We start from the raw sequence: 15,836 nt of genomic DNA on the forward strand, positions 1-15,836 counted from the left end.
GCCCTACACTCCGCTCTGGATCGCGCGCTCCACCACCTCTTCGGCCGTGGTGGCGGGCGGCTTCTCATAGCGCGGGTCGCCGCCGCGCAGCACGTGGATGAACTCGTCGAGAAAGGCGATGAACAGGATCACGAGGCCGGTGGCATAGCCGATCTGAGGGATCCAGAGCGGGATGGCGAGCACGCCCTGGGCCATGTCGTTGAAACGCCAGCTGTCGTAAGTGAGCTGCACCGCATGCCAGGCGAAGAAGCCCACGAAGCCGAGCCCGATCACGAGGGAGAACATCTCCAACATCCAGCGGGTGCGCCCCTGCACGCGATCGGTGAGCAGCCCCACCCGGATCATCTCGCCGGAGCGGAATGTATGGGCCAGCCCTAGGAACGCCATGGCGGCCATGGACCAGGAGGCGAGGTCGTCACCGGCCGGGATGTTGATGCCCACACCTCGCCCGAGGGAGAGGCCCATCATCAGGAGAAAGATGATGATCAGGAAGAGGCCCGCGAGGTAGCCGGCGAAGAGATAAAGACCGTCGAGAGCGGAACGGAGCATGCAGCCTGTTTCTTTCGCGCCCGATGCGCGAGCCAGAGCTTAACGTGACGGCAGGCAGGGGCAAGGGCCTCAATGGGACTGAATGCACAAGCTTTCCGTCTTTCCTGCGCAAGGCATGGGCAGCCATGATCCTGGGGTATTCTCTGCCATCCCGGATGAAGCGATCTTCCCTGTCCCTTGCGGGGAGGGGCAGCCGCGCAACGGCCGGATGGGGGTCGCAATGCCGGAGCGAGGCGTTCGATCACTGTGTCAACCCTCAGCTGACTACGACATCACCGGCCTTGTGCCGGTGATCCCAATTATCCCAGCCGGCGGAGCCTCAGCGTATCGGGATGGCCGGGACAAGCCCGGCCATGACGTAGTGGGTTTGACGGAAAGGTCTCACCCGGTCGGACCACCCCACCCCTGCCCCTCCCCGCAAGGGGGAGGGATGCGCGGCGCGATCTTCGTCATGCGACCTCCGGCCCTCTCCTCGAACCCTCGCCAGCACCCTATCTTCATGCTAGAACAAAACACGAACAACTCTGCGGAAGACCGATGGACGAGAAGCTTTCGAAGAAGCTGCGCATCCTGGCGGACGCGGCCAAATATGACGCCTCCTGCTCCTCCTCGGGGGCGCCCAAGCGCAAATCGGACCCCGATGGCCTCGGCTCGACGGTGGGGACCGGGATCTGCCACGCCTACACGCCGGACGGGCGCTGCGTGTCGCTCTTGAAAATCCTGCTCACCAACTACTGCCTGTTCGACTGCGCCTATTGCGTGAACCGGCGCTCGTCCAACGTGAAGAGGGCCAAGTTCTCCGTCGACGAGGTGGTGACGCTCACGGTCGAGTTCTACAAGCGCAACTATATCGAGGGCCTGTTCCTGTCCTCAGGCATCATCCGCTCGCCCGATTACACCATGGAGCAGATGATCCTGGTGGCGAAGAAGCTGCGCCGGGATCACGGCTTTCGCGGCTACATCCACCTGAAGACGATCCCCGAGGCGAGCCCCTGGCTCATCGAGGAAGCGGGGCTTTGGGCCGACCGGCTGTCGATCAATCTCGAGCTGCCGACGGAGCAGAGCCTGGAGCGCTTGGCGCCGGAGAAGGACGGCGCCTCCATCGAGACCGCCATGGCCCAGATGTTCGAGCGTATCGAGGAGGCGCGGGAGGAACGCCGCCACTTCTCGCCGGCCGGCCAAACCACGCAGATGATCGTGGGTGCCGACGAGACCACGGACGCGGACGTGCTGCGCACCTCGGCCAAGCTCTACGGCCACTACGCCATGAAGCGCGTGTATTATTCCGCCTTCAGCCCGATCCCGGATTCGAGCGCCATCCTGCCCCTGAAGTCGCCGCCGCTGATGCGCGAGAACCGGCTCTACCAGGCGGATTGGCTGCTGCGCTATTACGGCTTCGACGTGGACGAGATCGCGTCATCGGCCGAGAAGGGCATGCTCGATCTCGACGTCGACCCGAAGCTCGCCTGGGCGCTCAAGAACCGCCATCGCTTCCCGGTCGACGTGAACCGTGCCGATCGGGAGATGCTGCTGCGCGTGCCCGGCCTTGGGGCCCGCGCGGTCGACAAGATCGTGGTGGCGCGAAAGCACACCTCGTTGCGCCTGGAGGATGTGGCCCGCCTCACCTCCGGCCTCAAGCGCGCCAAGCCGTTCCTCATCACGGCCGACCATCACCCGAAGGCCAGGCTCGACAAGCTCGACCTGCGCGAACGGCTGATCGAGAAGCCGGAGCAGCTGAGCTTGTTCGTATGAGCAGAAATGCAACGTGTCATCCCCGGCGGTCCGCAGGACCGGGAAGGGGATTCACTCGCACGCGCCGAGCCATGGGTTCCCTTCCCCTCCGCTGCGCTCCGGCCGGGAATGACACCGGAGAACACCCATGAGCCTCCACCGCATCATTCTCAAAGCCGGCGCGGATCTGCAGAACTTCCGCCGGGCGGTGCGCTGGCTGATCGCCGAGGAGCTGGCGCCCCAGCATGTGGTGTTCGCCATCGACGATGCGCCGGGCCTCTTCGGCGACGGGACGGTCGCTGACGCGGCGCCGGTCCCGCTTCCGAAGGGCGTGTCGCGGCTGATCGAGCAGGTAGTCTGCCATCGGGATCCCGAGCGCTACGCTCTCCTCTACAGCCTCGTCTGGCGCGTGCTGAACGGCGAGCGCGATCTTCTGGAGGTCGCAAGCGACCCGCTGGTCCACCGCATCGACCTGATGGCACGCTCCGTGCGGCGCGACCTGCACAAGATGCACGCCTTCGTGCGCTTCCGCCGGATGCAGGGAGAGCTTGAGCGCTTCGCCGCCTGGTTCGAGCCGGAGCATTTCATTCTCGAAGCGGCGGCCCCGTTCTTCGTCGACCGCTTCCGCTCCCTCGACTGGACCATTCTCACCCCAGTGGGTTCCATGCGCTGGAACCGGCATGATCTGACCTTCGGTCCATCCGCGCAGCGCGAGGATGCGCCTGATGAGGACAGCTTCGAGGAGGGCTGGCGCGGCTATTACGAGAGCGTGTTCAACCCGGCGCGAGTGAACCCCACGGCCATGCGGGCTGAGATGCCCAAAAAGTACTGGCGCAACATGCCCGAGACCGCCGCCATCCCGGGCCTGATCCAAAGCGCCGCCCAGCGCGTTGAACGGATGATCGAACAGGAGGCGACCATGCCCGCCAAACGCACGCCTGAACGCGCCATTGAAGCCATGTGGGACCAAGAACCGAAAACCCTGGAAGAACTCAACGCCATCATCGCGAAGGCAGGACCTCTTGTGCCCGGCGCCACGCAGGCCGTCTTCGGCGAAGGGCCCCAGCACGCGGAGATCGTCTTCGTCGGCGAGCAGCCGGGCGATCAGGAGGACCTGCAGGGGCGGCCCTTCGTCGGTCCCGCGGGCAGGCTTCTCACCAAGGCCATGGGAGAGGCCGGGATCGATCGCGGGAAGGCCTATCTGACCAATGCGGTGAAGCATTTCAAGTTCGAGCAGCGCGGCCACCGGCGCATCCATTCCAAGCCCACCACCGGCGAGGTGAAGCACTACCGGCCCTGGCTGATGAAGGAGCTGGAGCTGGTGCGGCCCAAGCTCGTGGTGGCCCTGGGCGCCACGGCCGTTCTAGCGTTGTCCGGCAAGGCGACGCCGATCACCCGCTCGCGGGGCCGGGCGACGTTCGGCCCCTACGAGGGCTACATCACCGTGCATCCGAGCTATCTGCTGCGCCTGCCGGACGAGGCGACGAAGCGCGAGGCCTACGAGGCGTTTCTGAACGACTTGCGCCGCATTCGCGATCTCGCTCAGGCCGATCTGGAGACCGGCGAGCTGCCGCTTGCGGCGGAATAGGCAGGGGCGCGGCTTACCCCTCTGGGGGAGTTGCCACGCCTTCCACAAGAGCAGACCCTGACCGACGCCGGAGCCGCTTTGGTTCGGCAGAGGGAGGCGCCGGGCAACCGGCGAACAGGCCATGCCAGAATTCGTGATCGAGCGAAACATGCCAGGTGTCGGCAATTCATCTGCTGCAGACATGCAGCAGGCTTCGCAGACTTCATGCAATGTCCTGCGTGAGCTCGGGCCCGACATCCAATGGGTTCACAGCTACGTCACCGACGACAAGATTTACTGCGTGTACCGGGCGCCGAACGAGGACATGATCCGCGAACATGCCCAAAAGGCCGGATTTCCGGCGAACAGCGTTTCCAAGGTTCAGAGGGTCATAAACCCTACGACGGCCGAGATGGATGGCGCACCCATGTACGCGTGACCATAGCGCCGGGGATGCTGCGAGAGCTCAGGCTCTCGCAGCGAGCTTCCGGCGGTGGTCGAGGTGCCGCATCGCGGGCGTTACCGTGATGCCATGGAGGACGATCGACACCAGGATGATGAATCCGGTCGTGCTCCAGAGAAGATGGGCATTGTCGAACTTCGCGTGATTCATGGCATAGGAGAGGTAGTACACCGAGCCGAGACCACGGATCCCGAAGAAACTGATCGCCGCCTTCTCGCCCGGCGGCGGATCGGTTCCGATCAATCCGATCCACCCGGCGAGGGGCCGCACCACGAACAGGGCCAGCAGGCCGAAGACAGCAGCCTGCCATGTGAGGGCGTCGAACAGGTGTCCGCCCGTCATGGCCCCGCCGAGCAGGACGAGAAGCACCATCATCATGAGGCGCTCGAGTTCCTCGGCGAAGTCGTGCAGCTTCTGGTGATAGTCGTGCCCCGGTTCCGTGGCGCGCAGCGCCAGCGCCGCGACGAACACCGCAAGGAAGCCGTAGCCCCTGACCATCTCGGTCAAGCCATAAGCGACGCAGGTGATGCCGAGCGCCACGAACCCGGCGCCGGTACGGGAGAGCTTGGCCCGGTTCGGCAGGTGAAAGGTCAGCCAGCCGAGCGCCCGCCCGATTGCGTAGCCCATGCCGATGCCGGCAGCGATCTTCCAGACGACCGCATAGGCAAACCATTCCGCCACGCTCGTGAGGCTCACCTCGTGCGTCAGGGCAATCGCGAGCAGGATGAAGGGAAAGGCGAGGCCGTCATTGAGGCCTGCCTCCGAGGTGAGCGTGAAGCGCACCTCGTCCTCCTCGCTGTCGCCCGGCGGCCCCACCTGCACGTCGCTGGCGAGCACCGGATCCGTCGGGGCGAGCGCTCCGGCGAGAAGCACGGCGGCGGCGAGGCTCAGGCCGAGAAGGCTGGTGCCGAGCCAGGCGAGGCCGAAGATCGTGAGCGGCATGGCAATGCCGAGAAGCCTCCAGGTAAGCCGCCACCGGTTCCAGCCGAAGGGCCGGTCGATCTTCAGGCCCGCGCCCATGAGCGAGATGATGACGACGAACTCGCTCAAGTGCTCCACGAGGGCGAGTTCCTCGTTGGGGTGGGGCATCACGCCCGGAAGCTTGGGAAAAGCGAAGATGAGCGCCCCCAGGCCGACGCAGAAGATCGGCAGCGACAGGGGCAGTTCCTTCAGGACCATGGGAAGCCAGGCGGTCAGAAGGACCACCACCCCGAACCCTGCCAGCACGACGATGTAAGCGTTCATAAGGCAGCGAACGCGGGCCAGACTCGGCAGTTCCGGACAGGAAGGGGTTAATCCCAGTTAACCGCCCCTTAAACCGCCACATTTAGGGTGCTCCAGAGCATCAAAGGCCGGAACCCACTGGCCATGACAATGCGGGGTTGATCACACGTGGCGAACGGACGTGACCGGCGCGAGCCGGTGTTCGATGCGCCCGCTGGGCAAGCGGGGGAGCTGGATTTTAACCTCTCGCCCGAGGATCGGGCAGGGGGAACGATGGCGCGCAGGCGAGCTTCTGGACAAGGCGGCGGTAGGCCTTCGGGCCCCAAGAAAACCAAGCGCCGGGGCGGCCGCTCCCTCTTCAGCAAGCTCGTTTATGCGGGTCTCGTGCTCTGCCTCTGGGGCGTGATCGGCGTCGGCGGCATCGTCGCCTATTACGCCTCGCAGCTTCCGCCTATCGACCAGCTTGCCGTGCCCAAGCGTCCGCCGAACATCGCCATCCTGGCGAGCGACGGCTCGTTTCTCGCCAATCGCGGCGAGACGGGCGGGCGCACGATGACCCTGAAGGAACTGCCGCCCTACCTGCCCAAAGCGTTCATTGCCATCGAAGACCGGCGCTTCTACGACCATTTCGGCATCGACCCGATCGGCATCGCCCGCGCGGTCTACCGTAACTTAAGCAACAGCGGCGGCCTGCAGGGCGGCTCGACGCTGACCCAGCAGCTCGCCAAGAACCTCTTCCTGACCCAGGAGCGCACCGCCTCGCGCAAGATCCAGGAGGCGATCCTGGCGCTGTGGCTCGAGCGCAACTACTCGAAGGACCAGCTCCTCGAACTCTACCTCAACCGGGTCTATTTCGGTGCCGGCGCCTACGGGGTCGAGGCCGCTGCCCAGCGCTATTACGGCAAGTCGGCCCGCAGCGTGTCGCTGTCGGAAGCCGCCGTGCTGGCAGGCCTCGTCCAGTCGCCGTCGCGGCTCGCCCCCAACCGCTATCCGGAGCGGGCGCAGGCCCGCGCGGAACTCGTGATCGCGGCCATGAACGACCTCGGCTTCATCACGCCGGGCATGACCAAGACGGCTTTGGGCGCGCCCGCCGAGCCCGTGCGCCCGAACGGCGCGGGATCGGCCAATTACGCGGCCGATTACGTGATGGACGTGCTCGACGATTTCGTCGGCACGGTCGAGGCCGACATCGTGGTCTCGACCACCGTCGAGCCTGCGCTGCAATCCGCGGCCGAGCGCGTGCTGGTGGAGGAGCTCAACGCCAAGGGCCAGAAGTTCAACGTGAGCCAGGGGGCGGTCGTGGCCATGCAGCCGGACGGAGCCGTGAAGGCCCTGGTCGGCGGCCGCAATTACGAGACGAGCCAGTTCAACCGGGCCATCGCGGCCCGCCGCCAGCCGGGCTCGTCGTTCAAGCCCTTCGTCTATCTCGCCGCCATGGAGCGGGGCTACACCCCCGACATGGTGATGGAGGACGCGCCCGTCGCCTACAAGGGATGGGCGCCCAAGAACTACGACCGCAAGTATCGCGGGCCGATCACGATCCGCGATGCGCTGGCGCTCTCCCTCAACACCATCGCGGTGAAGCTCAACATGGAGGTGGGCCCCAAGGCCGTGGTGCAGACGGCGCAGCGGCTCGGCATCTCCTCGCCGCTTCAGGCCAACGGCTCGCTGGCGCTGGGCACCTCCGAGGTGACGCCCCTGGAACTGGTGAGCGCCTACGCGGCCTTCGCCAATGGCGGCATCGGCGTGACGCCTTACGTGATCACCCAGGTGAAGACCACCGACGGGAAGCTCATCTACAAGCGCCCGGGATCGGGCGGCCTCGGGCGCGTGATCGATCCGGGCGTCGTGGCCCAGATGAACGACATGATGCACAACACCTTCGTCATCGGCACCGCCCAGAAGGCGCAGGTGCCCGGCTGGCCGATGGCGGGCAAGACCGGCACCACCGACGACTACAAGGATGCCTGGTTCGTGGGATTCACCGGCAATCTCGTGGCCGGCGTCTGGCTCGGCAACGACGACGGCGCGCTCACCAAGCGGGTGACCGGCGGCAACCTGCCGACGGAAGTCTGGCACAACTTCATGACGATTGCCCTCAAAGACCAGCAGCCGGTCCCGCTGCCCGGCCTCGAGCGCATGCGGACGCCGTCGGACGTTCCCGTCGCCGGTACTGGGGGCCCACGCTACGCCAATGCGGATGGCGAGGGCAGCTGGGTCGCGCCTGCACCCCAGCGGCGCGCCAGCCGCGAGAAGAACTTCTTCGAGAAGCTGTTCGGGCTTTAAGGCGCTATCACCGTTAACTCTGACACTGTCATTCCGGGGCCGCGCAAGCGGAGCCCGGAATCCATAAACACGACGCTTCAGAAAAGAATGAGGAGCGTTGCGCCTCTGCTTGCACCATTAGCGGTTATGGATTCCGGGCTCTCGCTCACGCTCGCCCCGGAATGACAGCAGGTGCGCTCAAAGAACTCACAGAGCATTACCCCGCACGTAATCGCCAGCCCTCTCTCCGCACGGCATGCTCGGCTCATCACGCGAGAAGGAGCCTGCCATGTCCACCTATGCCATCGGTCATCTGCACGACGTGAATGTCGGCCCCGACATCGTCGAATATCTCAGGCGCATCGACGATACACTCGCGCCGTTCGGCGGGCGGTTCATCATTCACGGAGGACAGGTGACGGTGATGGAAGGGGCCTGGACGGGAGACCTGATCGTGATCGCGTTTCCGGACAGGAGGAGCGCCCACGCATGGTACGAATCTCCCGCCTACCGCCGGATCCTGCCCCTGCGCACCAGGAACTCGCGCGGGGACGTGTTCTTCATCGAGGGCGTCGACGCCGATCACAAGGCGACTGACGTCCTCGCCGGAATCCCGGCGGATCAGCCCCTGGGCTGATGGCCTCTCGCCCGCCCCGTCATCAGGAAAAGCACGAGCGCCAGCACGCCGGTCGTGGCGATGGTGGCGGGGAGCGGGATCGCGGACGCGTCGAGGTTTCTCCCGAGCAGAATGCCCACGACGGCCGCAAAGGTCATCTGGCAGATGCCAAGCAGGGATGAGGCCGCGCCGGCCCGCTCCGGGAAGGGCATCAGGGCCGAGGCCATGGATTGCGGCATGGTGAGGCCGACGCCGATGCCGTAGATCGCCATGGGGGCGCTGATGCTGAACGAGGACGGCACGTCGAGGAGCACGAGCGTCAGCATGGTCACGCCGCCCACCGCGAGGCAGGCCACGCCGAGTTGGATCGTGCCGTCGAGGCCGCGCCGGCCCACCAGATGCTGCGCGAGATATGTGCCGCTGATGAAGCCCACCACCACGAAGGTGAAGGAAAAGGCGTAGGACATCTCATCCAGGCCGTAGATCGTCTGCAGCACGAAGGACGAGCCGGAGATGAAGGCGAAGAGCCCGCCATAGGTGAGCATGGAAAGGCCCACATAGGTCCGGTAGCCCTTGTGTCCCAGCAGCAGCTTGAAGCCGCGCAGGATCGACCCGAAGGAGATCGGCACCTCCGATTTCCGGCGAATGCTCTCGGGCATGCGCAGGCCGATGACGACCGCCATGGCGATGCCGAACAGGATCGTTACGCCGAAGGTCACCCGCCATCCGCTGAACCGTTCGATGACGCCGCCGAGAATGGGTGCTGCGGCCGGCACCACGCCCATGATGGTGCCCATCCGCGACAGTTCGCGCCCCGCCCGCGGCCCCTCGTAGAAGTCGCGCACGATGGCGCGCCCGAGCACGATGGGTCCCGATGCGCCGAGCGACTGAAGGAAGCGCGCGCCGATCAGGGTTTCGATATTGGGCGCAAAGGCGCAGACGATGCTGGCCAGGGTAAAAAGCCCGAGCCCGAAGAGCAGCACGGGCTTCCTTCCGACCCGGTCGGAAATCGGCCCATAGAAGAACTGGCCGGCCGCGAAGCCGAGGAGGAAGGCCGAGAGCGTGAGCTGCGTCTGGCCCGTGGTCGCGCCAAGCTCCGCCGCGATCACAGGGAGCGAGGGCAGGTACATGTCCGTCGAGAGCGGCCCCAAAGCGGTGAGCAGCGCCAGGACGACGGTAAGGGCCAGGGTGTCGGGCTTGAGCATGTTCTTGGGACGCAGGGATGATGGAAGGTCCCGACTAAGCCGAAACGGAGGACCTGTCACTCGTTAAGACGCCTCTCTCGTCACCACCGGCCTCGCCCCTCCACTCCATCTCGCTCCCTCGGCCCTCATCCTAAGGAGGTCGCGGAGCGACCGTCTCGAAGGAGGCTCCGGAGAGCACTGGACGATCCTTCGAGACGCAGCTGCGCTGCTCCTCAGGATGAGGAAGGGCCAAGAAAGACGTGGATGGCTGGGGCGAGCCCGGCCATGACGGAGTAGGTGTCATTCCCGGCCGAGATGGCGAAGCCATCGGAGGGGAAGGGAATCCATAGCGTTGAGCGTGATCATGGATCCCCTTCCCGGTCCTGACGGACCGCCGGGGATGACAGGTCGGTCACCCGATCCGGTGCAGGGCGCTGCCGTAGGTCTTGAGCCAGGCCTCCGCCTCGTCCGTGCGCGGGCAGAGCTGGTGCGTGATCTTCCAGAAGCGCTGCGAATGGTTGAGTTCGCGCAGGTGCGCCACCTCGTGGGCGGCGAGGTAATCCAGCACGAAGGGCGGGGCCATGATCAGGCGCCAGGAGAAGTTGAGGGCCCCGTTGGCCGAGCAGGAGCCCCAGCGGCTCTTGGTGTCGCGCACGGTGATGCGCTTGGCCGCGACGCCGAGCTGGGCCGTATGCTTCCTCACGGCGGCGGTGAAGTCCTTCTTGGCCTCGGATTCGAGGAAGTCCCGCACCCGGCGGGCCACATGGACGGCCTCGCCGGTCACGGCGATGATCGGCTCGCCGGCGCTGCCGCGGCCCGCCTGCGTCACGCCGCGCAGGGACGTCCAGTGGACGATGCGATGGGGAACGCCGCGAAGGGGCACCAGCGCGCCGGGCTCGAAGATCACCCGCTCCGGCACCCTGGCGAGGCGGTTGGCGATCCACTGGCTGTGGCTGTCGGCGAATTTCTGAGCCAAGCCCACGTCGGTGCGCTCGGGGATCGAGAGCACGACCTCGCCGGTCGCGTTGGAGACGCGCAGCGTGATCCGTTTGGCCGTGGGACGGCGCTTGAGGGCCACCTTGAAGGCTTGGCCCTCGTGCAGAACCTTGAGATGTGGCGGGTCCGCAGGGACGCGGCGGAACAGGGCGGATTTCATGTCCGCAATCTGTCCTGTCACGCTGATTCTGTCAGCGCAGCCGTTTGCCGCTCCTAGGAACGTATCAAGAACAGGCTCAGCCCCTTGACGCCTTCTTTCGGGCTGGCTCTCGAGCGTGATTCTCAATGAATTCAGCGATTCGAGGAGCGATCTGAGACCGGAACCGAGAACCGTTGAAGACGCCATAGTGACCGACCCCGGCCTGCAGGTGATAGAGTTTCTTGTCGGACGACAGGTTCGGGGTCAGTTCCAGGGCAGCCAAGGTCTGGCCGACGCCCGAAATGTCGTCCCGCTCGCCTTCGACCGCCATGATGGCGCAGCGCCGGATGGACATCAGATCCACCGGCTGGTCCCGGTGCATCATCTCGCCCTTGGGCAGCTCGTGGTTCACGAAGACCTTCTCGACGGTCTGGAGATAGAATTCGGCCGTCAGGTCCATGACGGCCAGATATTCGTCATAGAACTCCCGGTGCTTCTCGGCCGAATCGCCGTCGCCTTCCACGAGATGGTTGAACATGTCCCAATGGGCGGTCAGGTGCCGGTCGATGTTCATGGCCATGAAGCCGGAGAGCTGCTGGAACCCCGGATAGACGTCGCGCCAGAAGCCCGGATGGGACGGGGGCACCTTGGTGATGCAGTGGCGCTCGAACCACTCGATCCCGCGCTCCTCGGCCAGCCGGTTCACGGCCGTGGGGGAGCGGCGGGTGTCGATGGGGCCGCCCATGAGGGTCATGGAGCGGGGGATGCAGGGATCGTTCTCGGCCTCAAGGCGCGCGACCGCTGCGATGACCGGAACCGCCGGCTGGCACACGGCCATCAGGTGCAGGTCCGGGCCGAACTCCCGGCACAGGGCTTTGATGTAGTCGATGTAGTCGTCGAGATCGAACCGCCCCTCGGCCAGGGGCACCATCCGGGCATCGATCCAGTCCGTGATCATCACCTGATGGGTTGGCAGGAAAGTCTCCACGGTGCCGCGCAGGAGCGTGGCGTAGTGGCCGGACATGGGCGCCACGATCAGGAGCTTCGGCTGGCTCCTGGCGGCAGGATGGTCCCGCTCGAAGGAGATGATGCGGCAGAACGCGTGCTCCCACACGATCCGTTCCGTAACCGCCACCTTGGCCCCGTCGATCACGGTGGTGGGCAGGTCGAAGGCGGGCTTGCCGTAACGGCGGGTGGTGCGTTCGAACAGCTCGCAGGCGGCGGACACGGTCCGGCCATAGGGGGTATTGGTGAGCGGATTGCCAGGATTGTCAAAGAAATGCTTCGTCATATCGGAGGCCGCACGGGCGGGGCTCAAAAGCCAGTGCGCAGTATCGTACCAAACATAAGAAAAGTTCATCTGTGTCCCCAAAGGCCGGGTGCCTGGTTCTCACCCAATGCGGTAGGCTTTATCCTCAACCGTAATTTTAAGATTAAAGTTCCTTCAGCCTATTGCAACAAACTTGTCGATCCACTGCAAAAACCGTCACCATACTTTGGTTTCAGAGGGTTGCCTGAGGATTGCATGGTGCTTTCCAAGTCGTTGATAGGAAAATAGGCTGAAGGCTTCGGCTTGGCGAACAGGGGGGCGGCCCTATTCTGTTCGATGATGTTCAGAATCGAACCGAAGAACCTGACGCACCACGCCCGGCACCTGCGCCTGGACACCCTTGTGCGTCTCCGGTGGCTCGCCGTTGCCGGGCAGTCCGCGGCGGTGATCGGGGTCCGCTTCGGCCTCGGCTTCCCCCTGCCCTTTGCCCTGTGCCTTCTGGTGATCGTCGCCTCGGTCTGGGTCAACCTGCTGCTGCGCATCCAGTACCCGGCAAGTCACCGGCTCAGCGACAACGTGGCCACGGCGCTGCTCGCCTTCGACATCCTGCAGCTTGCCGGCCTCCTCTATCTGACCGGGGGGCTGGAAAATCCCTTCGCCATGCTGTTCCTGGCGCCCGTGCTCATCTCGGCCACGGCCCTGACGCCCGAGCGGACCCTGGGGCTCGGCCTCCTGGCCGTGGGCTGCGCGACCTTTCTGGTGCTCGCGCACCGGCCCCTGCCCTGGTTCCCGGGGCAGACCTTCTCCCTGCCTTTCCTCTATGTGACGGGGATCTGGACCGCGATCCTGCTCGGCACGGCGTTCACGGGCATCTATGCCTGGCGCGTGGCCGAGGAGGCCCGCCAGCTCGCCCAGGCCCTTGCCGCCACCGAGCTGGTGCTCGCCCGCGAGCAGCACCTGTCCCAGCTCGACGGTCTGGCGGCCGCCGCGGCCCACGAGCTCGGAACGCCGCTGGCCACCATCGCGCTGGTCACCAAGGAGCTGAGCCATGCCATGCCCAAGGACGGCCCTGTGGGCGATGACCTGAGGCTCCTGCAGGAGCAGGTGGAGCGCTGCCGCACGATCCTGACGAAGCTCACCTCCATGGACGAGGAAGACGGGGGAGAGTTCCTGGAGACCGTCTCGCTCAGTCATCTGGTGGAGGATATCGTCGAGCCGCAGCGGGCGGTCGGCTTCGACGTGAAGGTGATCACCAAAGGCGACGGACCCGAGCCCATGTGTCGCCGCAATCCGGGGGTGGTCTACGGCTTGTCCAACATCCTCGACAACGCCACGGACTTTGCCGAGAGCCAGGTCACGATCGAAGCCTGCTGGTCGCCTCACGAGGTTTTCATCGAGATCCGGGATGACGGCCCCGGCTACGCGCCCGATATCCTGCTCAGGGTCGGCGAGCCCTACGTCACCACCCGCAGCGCTGCCGAGCGGAGCGAGGACAGCGAGGAGGGTGGAGGACTGGGCTTGGGGTTGTTCATCGCCAAGACCCTGGTCGAGCGATCGGGGGCCGAACTGACCCTGACGAACGCCGCCCCGCCGGCCTCGGGCGCCATCGCGCGGATCGTTTGGCCGCGTCAGGCGTTTGAACGAGGTGCGGCAATTTCGCCGCAGGGAGGTTCGCTGGAGCCTCTCAAAGATTAGGGGATGAATTCCCATATGAGAAGGGAGCCGGAGAGGCTCGCCTCATAGGGAAAGTCCTTAGGATGCAAGGAGATATTCTGATGGCCGATGCGCCTGCCGCATTCGAAGATCGCGCCGACAAGAGTCTCTTGATCGTCGACGACGACCGGCCGTTCTCGACCCGTCTGGCCCGCGCCATGGAAGGCCGCGGCTACCAGGTGCGCGTGGCCGAGAGCGTGGCGGACGGCATTGCGGCCGTTGAGAACGAACCGCCGGCCTTTGCCGTGATCGACATGCGCCTCGGCGACGGCAATGGGCTCGACGTGATCGAGCGCCTGAAGCACCGCCGCCCGGACGCCCGCGGCGTCGTTCTCACCGGCTACGGCAACATCGCCACCGCCGTCACGGCGGTGAAGATGGGCGCCTTCGATTATCTCGCGAAGCCCGCCGATGCGGACGAGATCCACGCGGCCCTCATGGCCCAGCCGGGCGAACGGGCCCTGCCTCCGGAAAACCCCATGTCGGCCGACCGGGTGCGCTGGGAGCACATCCAGCGCGTCTACGAACTGTGCGGCCGCAACGTCTCGGAGACGGCGCGGCGCCTCAACATGCACCGCCGGACCCTGCAGCGCATCCTGGCCAAGCGCGCGCCTCGCTAACCTGCTTTCAGAGCCGTCCGTCCGCGATCCTGTCGGGATCGGCCAGCGCGTGCAGCAGGGATGCGGCCGCGTGCGCAAAGCGCAGGGTCACGGCCTTGCGGCGCGCGCCCGCCAGCGGGTGACGGGACGCCTCGCGCAGGATCGCCGCGCCGAAGCTGTCGGCGATGATCAGGCCGCGATCCTCGGGAAGGATGTCGAAGGGCACGGTCTCCGGCACCGCGAAGTAGAACCGGTCGCAGAAATCCTCGTAATCGGGCCATTTCCGGTCGGCCCGGAAATCGGCCACGCTCGACTTGATCTCGATGATGGTAAGCGCCCCGTCGGGTGCGAGCGCGATGAGATCGGCGCGCCGGCCGTTGGCGAGGGTGAACTCCGGCAGCGTGACATGGCCGAGCTGCGAGAACAGGCGCCGCACGCCGCGCTGAACGCCGGCCGCCACCGGCGACTGGCGCCCGTCGGCGGGCAGGATGATGGGGCGGGAGAGGGCTGCGGACGAATCGGACATGCCGCGTAGGGTACCCACTGACCGTTCGGCTGCAACGGCTCCATTGTCGCGTTTCTATCGAAAGCGGCCCCACAGCACCGACGCCAGCGGCATGACGTGGTTGCGCCGGAGCGCGATGATCAGGACGCCGCACAAGGCGAGCCCCGTTCCCAGGGCCATTCGCCCGTCGAACTGGTCCCCGGTCACGAGAATGCCCAGGGCCACCGTCAGCAGCGGGTTCATGATGGTCAGGGGGGCGATCATGTTGGCGGGATATTTCCCGATCAGGCCATAATAGATCGTATGCGCCAGCAGGGACACGACGAGGGCGGAAAACAGAAGCGCCGCCACGAAGCCCCAGCCGGCCGCCATCGCCTTGTCCACCTGACCGGTCTCCAGCGACGTCGTCAGGAGGATCATGGGCGCCACCGACGCCAGCCCGATCCAGGCCTGGAACTGAAGCGGCTTCACGCCGACGATCTGCTTCATCATCACGGCGGCAAGCGATCCGACCGCGGCGGAGGCCAGGATCAGGACGAGCCCGCCCGAGAGCGGAAACCCGGCGTTGGGGTCCCACATCACCAGCACGCCGCCGACGAAGGTGAGCGCAATGCCCAGGCCCCGCCTCCAGTAGATCTTCTCCCCCAGCATGGCGACGGAGAGAAGCGTGGTGATCGGCAGGCCGAGCTGGCTGACGATCGCGGCGCTGGAGGGACTGGCCGTCCTGATGCCGAGGAAGAACAGGGCGAAGCCGCCGCCGCCCATCAGGAATCCGACCAGAAGGATGCGCCATCGCGGGCGCGGCGCCGGCAGCAGCCAGGGCAGGGCGAGCACGGCCACGATGCCGAAGCGCACGGCCGCGTAGAACAGGGGCGGGATCTCCATCCCTGAGACGACGATCTTGCTGACGATGGTATGGGCCGCCCACAGGAAGCAGACGAGAAACATCAGGAAGAGATCGCGAAGGGCCATGGTGTTGCATAGCTCGGCAGTGCGGAGGGTTGCAAATGCCGGA

At 65.7% G+C, this 15,836-nt stretch carries 14 protein-coding genes; 7 read left to right on the forward strand and 7 right to left on the reverse strand.

Annotated elements, in window-relative coordinates; translation table 11 throughout:
* Window positions 1–3: 3 nt before the first annotated feature.
* Window positions 4–549, reverse strand: coding sequence for a TRAP transporter small permease (locus tag AC0QTX_RS07715; RefSeq protein WP_474603241.1), 546 nt, complete (start codon window positions 547–549; stop codon window positions 4–6).
* Window positions 550–1,086: 537 nt separating this feature from the next.
* Between AC0QTX_RS07715 and AC0QTX_RS07720 the strand changes: the two genes are divergently transcribed.
* From AC0QTX_RS07720 to AC0QTX_RS07730, 3 genes are all read left to right on the forward strand, one after another.
* The gene (locus tag AC0QTX_RS07720; protein ID WP_474603242.1) at window positions 1,087–2,301 is read left to right on the forward strand and encodes a putative DNA modification/repair radical SAM protein; all 1,215 of its coding nucleotides are present in this window, start codon (window positions 1,087–1,089) and stop codon (window positions 2,299–2,301) included.
* Between the two features lie 127 nt (window positions 2,302–2,428).
* Entirely contained in the window at window positions 2,429–3,868 is a 1,440-nt protein-coding gene (locus AC0QTX_RS07725) for a UdgX family uracil-DNA binding protein (RefSeq protein ID WP_474603243.1), read from the forward strand.
* Between the two features lie 121 nt (window positions 3,869–3,989).
* Window positions 3,990–4,286: a DUF4242 domain-containing protein gene (locus tag AC0QTX_RS07730; RefSeq protein ID WP_474603244.1), complete on the forward strand. Its 297-nt coding sequence runs from the start codon at window positions 3,990–3,992 to the stop codon at window positions 4,284–4,286.
* Window positions 4,287–4,313: 27 nt separating this feature from the next.
* Here AC0QTX_RS07730 and AC0QTX_RS07735 read toward each other — a convergent pair whose 3' ends face one another.
* Window positions 4,314–5,555, reverse strand: coding sequence for a cation:proton antiporter (locus tag AC0QTX_RS07735; RefSeq protein ID WP_474603245.1), 1,242 nt, complete (start codon window positions 5,553–5,555; stop codon window positions 4,314–4,316).
* A 147-nt stretch (window positions 5,556–5,702) separates the two neighbouring features.
* On the opposite strand from AC0QTX_RS07735, the gene AC0QTX_RS07740 reads away from it, so the two are divergent.
* Window positions 5,703–7,820: a transglycosylase domain-containing protein gene (locus AC0QTX_RS07740; RefSeq protein WP_474603246.1), complete on the forward strand. Its 2,118-nt coding sequence runs from the start codon at window positions 5,703–5,705 to the stop codon at window positions 7,818–7,820.
* A gap of 268 nt (window positions 7,821–8,088) precedes the next feature.
* On the forward strand, window positions 8,089–8,436 hold the full coding sequence (locus AC0QTX_RS07745) for a DUF1330 domain-containing protein (RefSeq protein WP_474603247.1): 348 nt from the start codon (window positions 8,089–8,091) through the stop codon (window positions 8,434–8,436).
* On the opposite strand, the gene AC0QTX_RS07750 is transcribed toward AC0QTX_RS07745, so the two are convergent.
* The 3 genes from AC0QTX_RS07750 to AC0QTX_RS07760 form a co-directional block, all read right to left on the reverse strand.
* The gene (locus AC0QTX_RS07750) at window positions 8,421–9,620 is read right to left on the reverse strand and encodes a multidrug effflux MFS transporter (protein ID WP_474603248.1); all 1,200 of its coding nucleotides are present in this window, start codon (window positions 9,618–9,620) and stop codon (window positions 8,421–8,423) included. The two genes, AC0QTX_RS07745 and AC0QTX_RS07750, sit on opposite strands and share 16 nt — an antisense overlap.
* Before the next feature lie 391 nt (window positions 9,621–10,011).
* Complete coding sequence (locus tag AC0QTX_RS07755; protein WP_474603249.1) at window positions 10,012–10,755, reverse strand: M48 family metallopeptidase; 744 nt, start codon at window positions 10,753–10,755, stop codon at window positions 10,012–10,014.
* A 76-nt stretch (window positions 10,756–10,831) separates the two neighbouring features.
* Window positions 10,832–12,094: a polyhydroxyalkanoate depolymerase gene (locus tag AC0QTX_RS07760; protein ID WP_474603250.1), complete on the reverse strand. Its 1,263-nt coding sequence runs from the start codon at window positions 12,092–12,094 to the stop codon at window positions 10,832–10,834.
* Between the two features lie 249 nt (window positions 12,095–12,343).
* Between AC0QTX_RS07760 and AC0QTX_RS07765 the strand changes: the two genes are divergently transcribed.
* Together AC0QTX_RS07765 and AC0QTX_RS07770 are read left to right on the forward strand one after the other, a co-directional pair.
* On the forward strand, window positions 12,344–13,699 hold the full coding sequence (locus AC0QTX_RS07765; RefSeq protein WP_474603385.1) for an ActS/PrrB/RegB family redox-sensitive histidine kinase: 1,356 nt from the start codon (window positions 12,344–12,346) through the stop codon (window positions 13,697–13,699).
* Between the two features lie 80 nt (window positions 13,700–13,779).
* Window positions 13,780–14,337 (forward strand): ActR/PrrA/RegA family redox response regulator transcription factor, encoded by a 558-nt coding sequence (locus AC0QTX_RS07770; RefSeq protein ID WP_152568916.1) that lies wholly within the window; start codon window positions 13,780–13,782, stop codon window positions 14,335–14,337.
* 7 nt (window positions 14,338–14,344) lie between these two features.
* Here the strand turns inward: AC0QTX_RS07770 and AC0QTX_RS07775 are convergent, their stop codons facing one another.
* Together AC0QTX_RS07775 and AC0QTX_RS07780 are read right to left on the reverse strand one after the other, a co-directional pair.
* Entirely contained in the window at window positions 14,345–14,842 is a 498-nt protein-coding gene (locus AC0QTX_RS07775; protein ID WP_474603251.1) for an MmcB family DNA repair protein, read from the reverse strand.
* A gap of 54 nt (window positions 14,843–14,896) precedes the next feature.
* Window positions 14,897–15,793 carry a DMT family transporter gene (locus AC0QTX_RS07780; RefSeq protein WP_474603252.1) on the reverse strand — a complete coding sequence of 299 codons (897 nt, stop codon included), beginning with the start codon at window positions 15,791–15,793 and terminating at the stop codon, window positions 14,897–14,899.
* Between the last annotated feature and the right edge of the window lie 43 nt (window positions 15,794–15,836).

Source organism: Microvirga sp. jy35 (assembly GCF_056148915.1).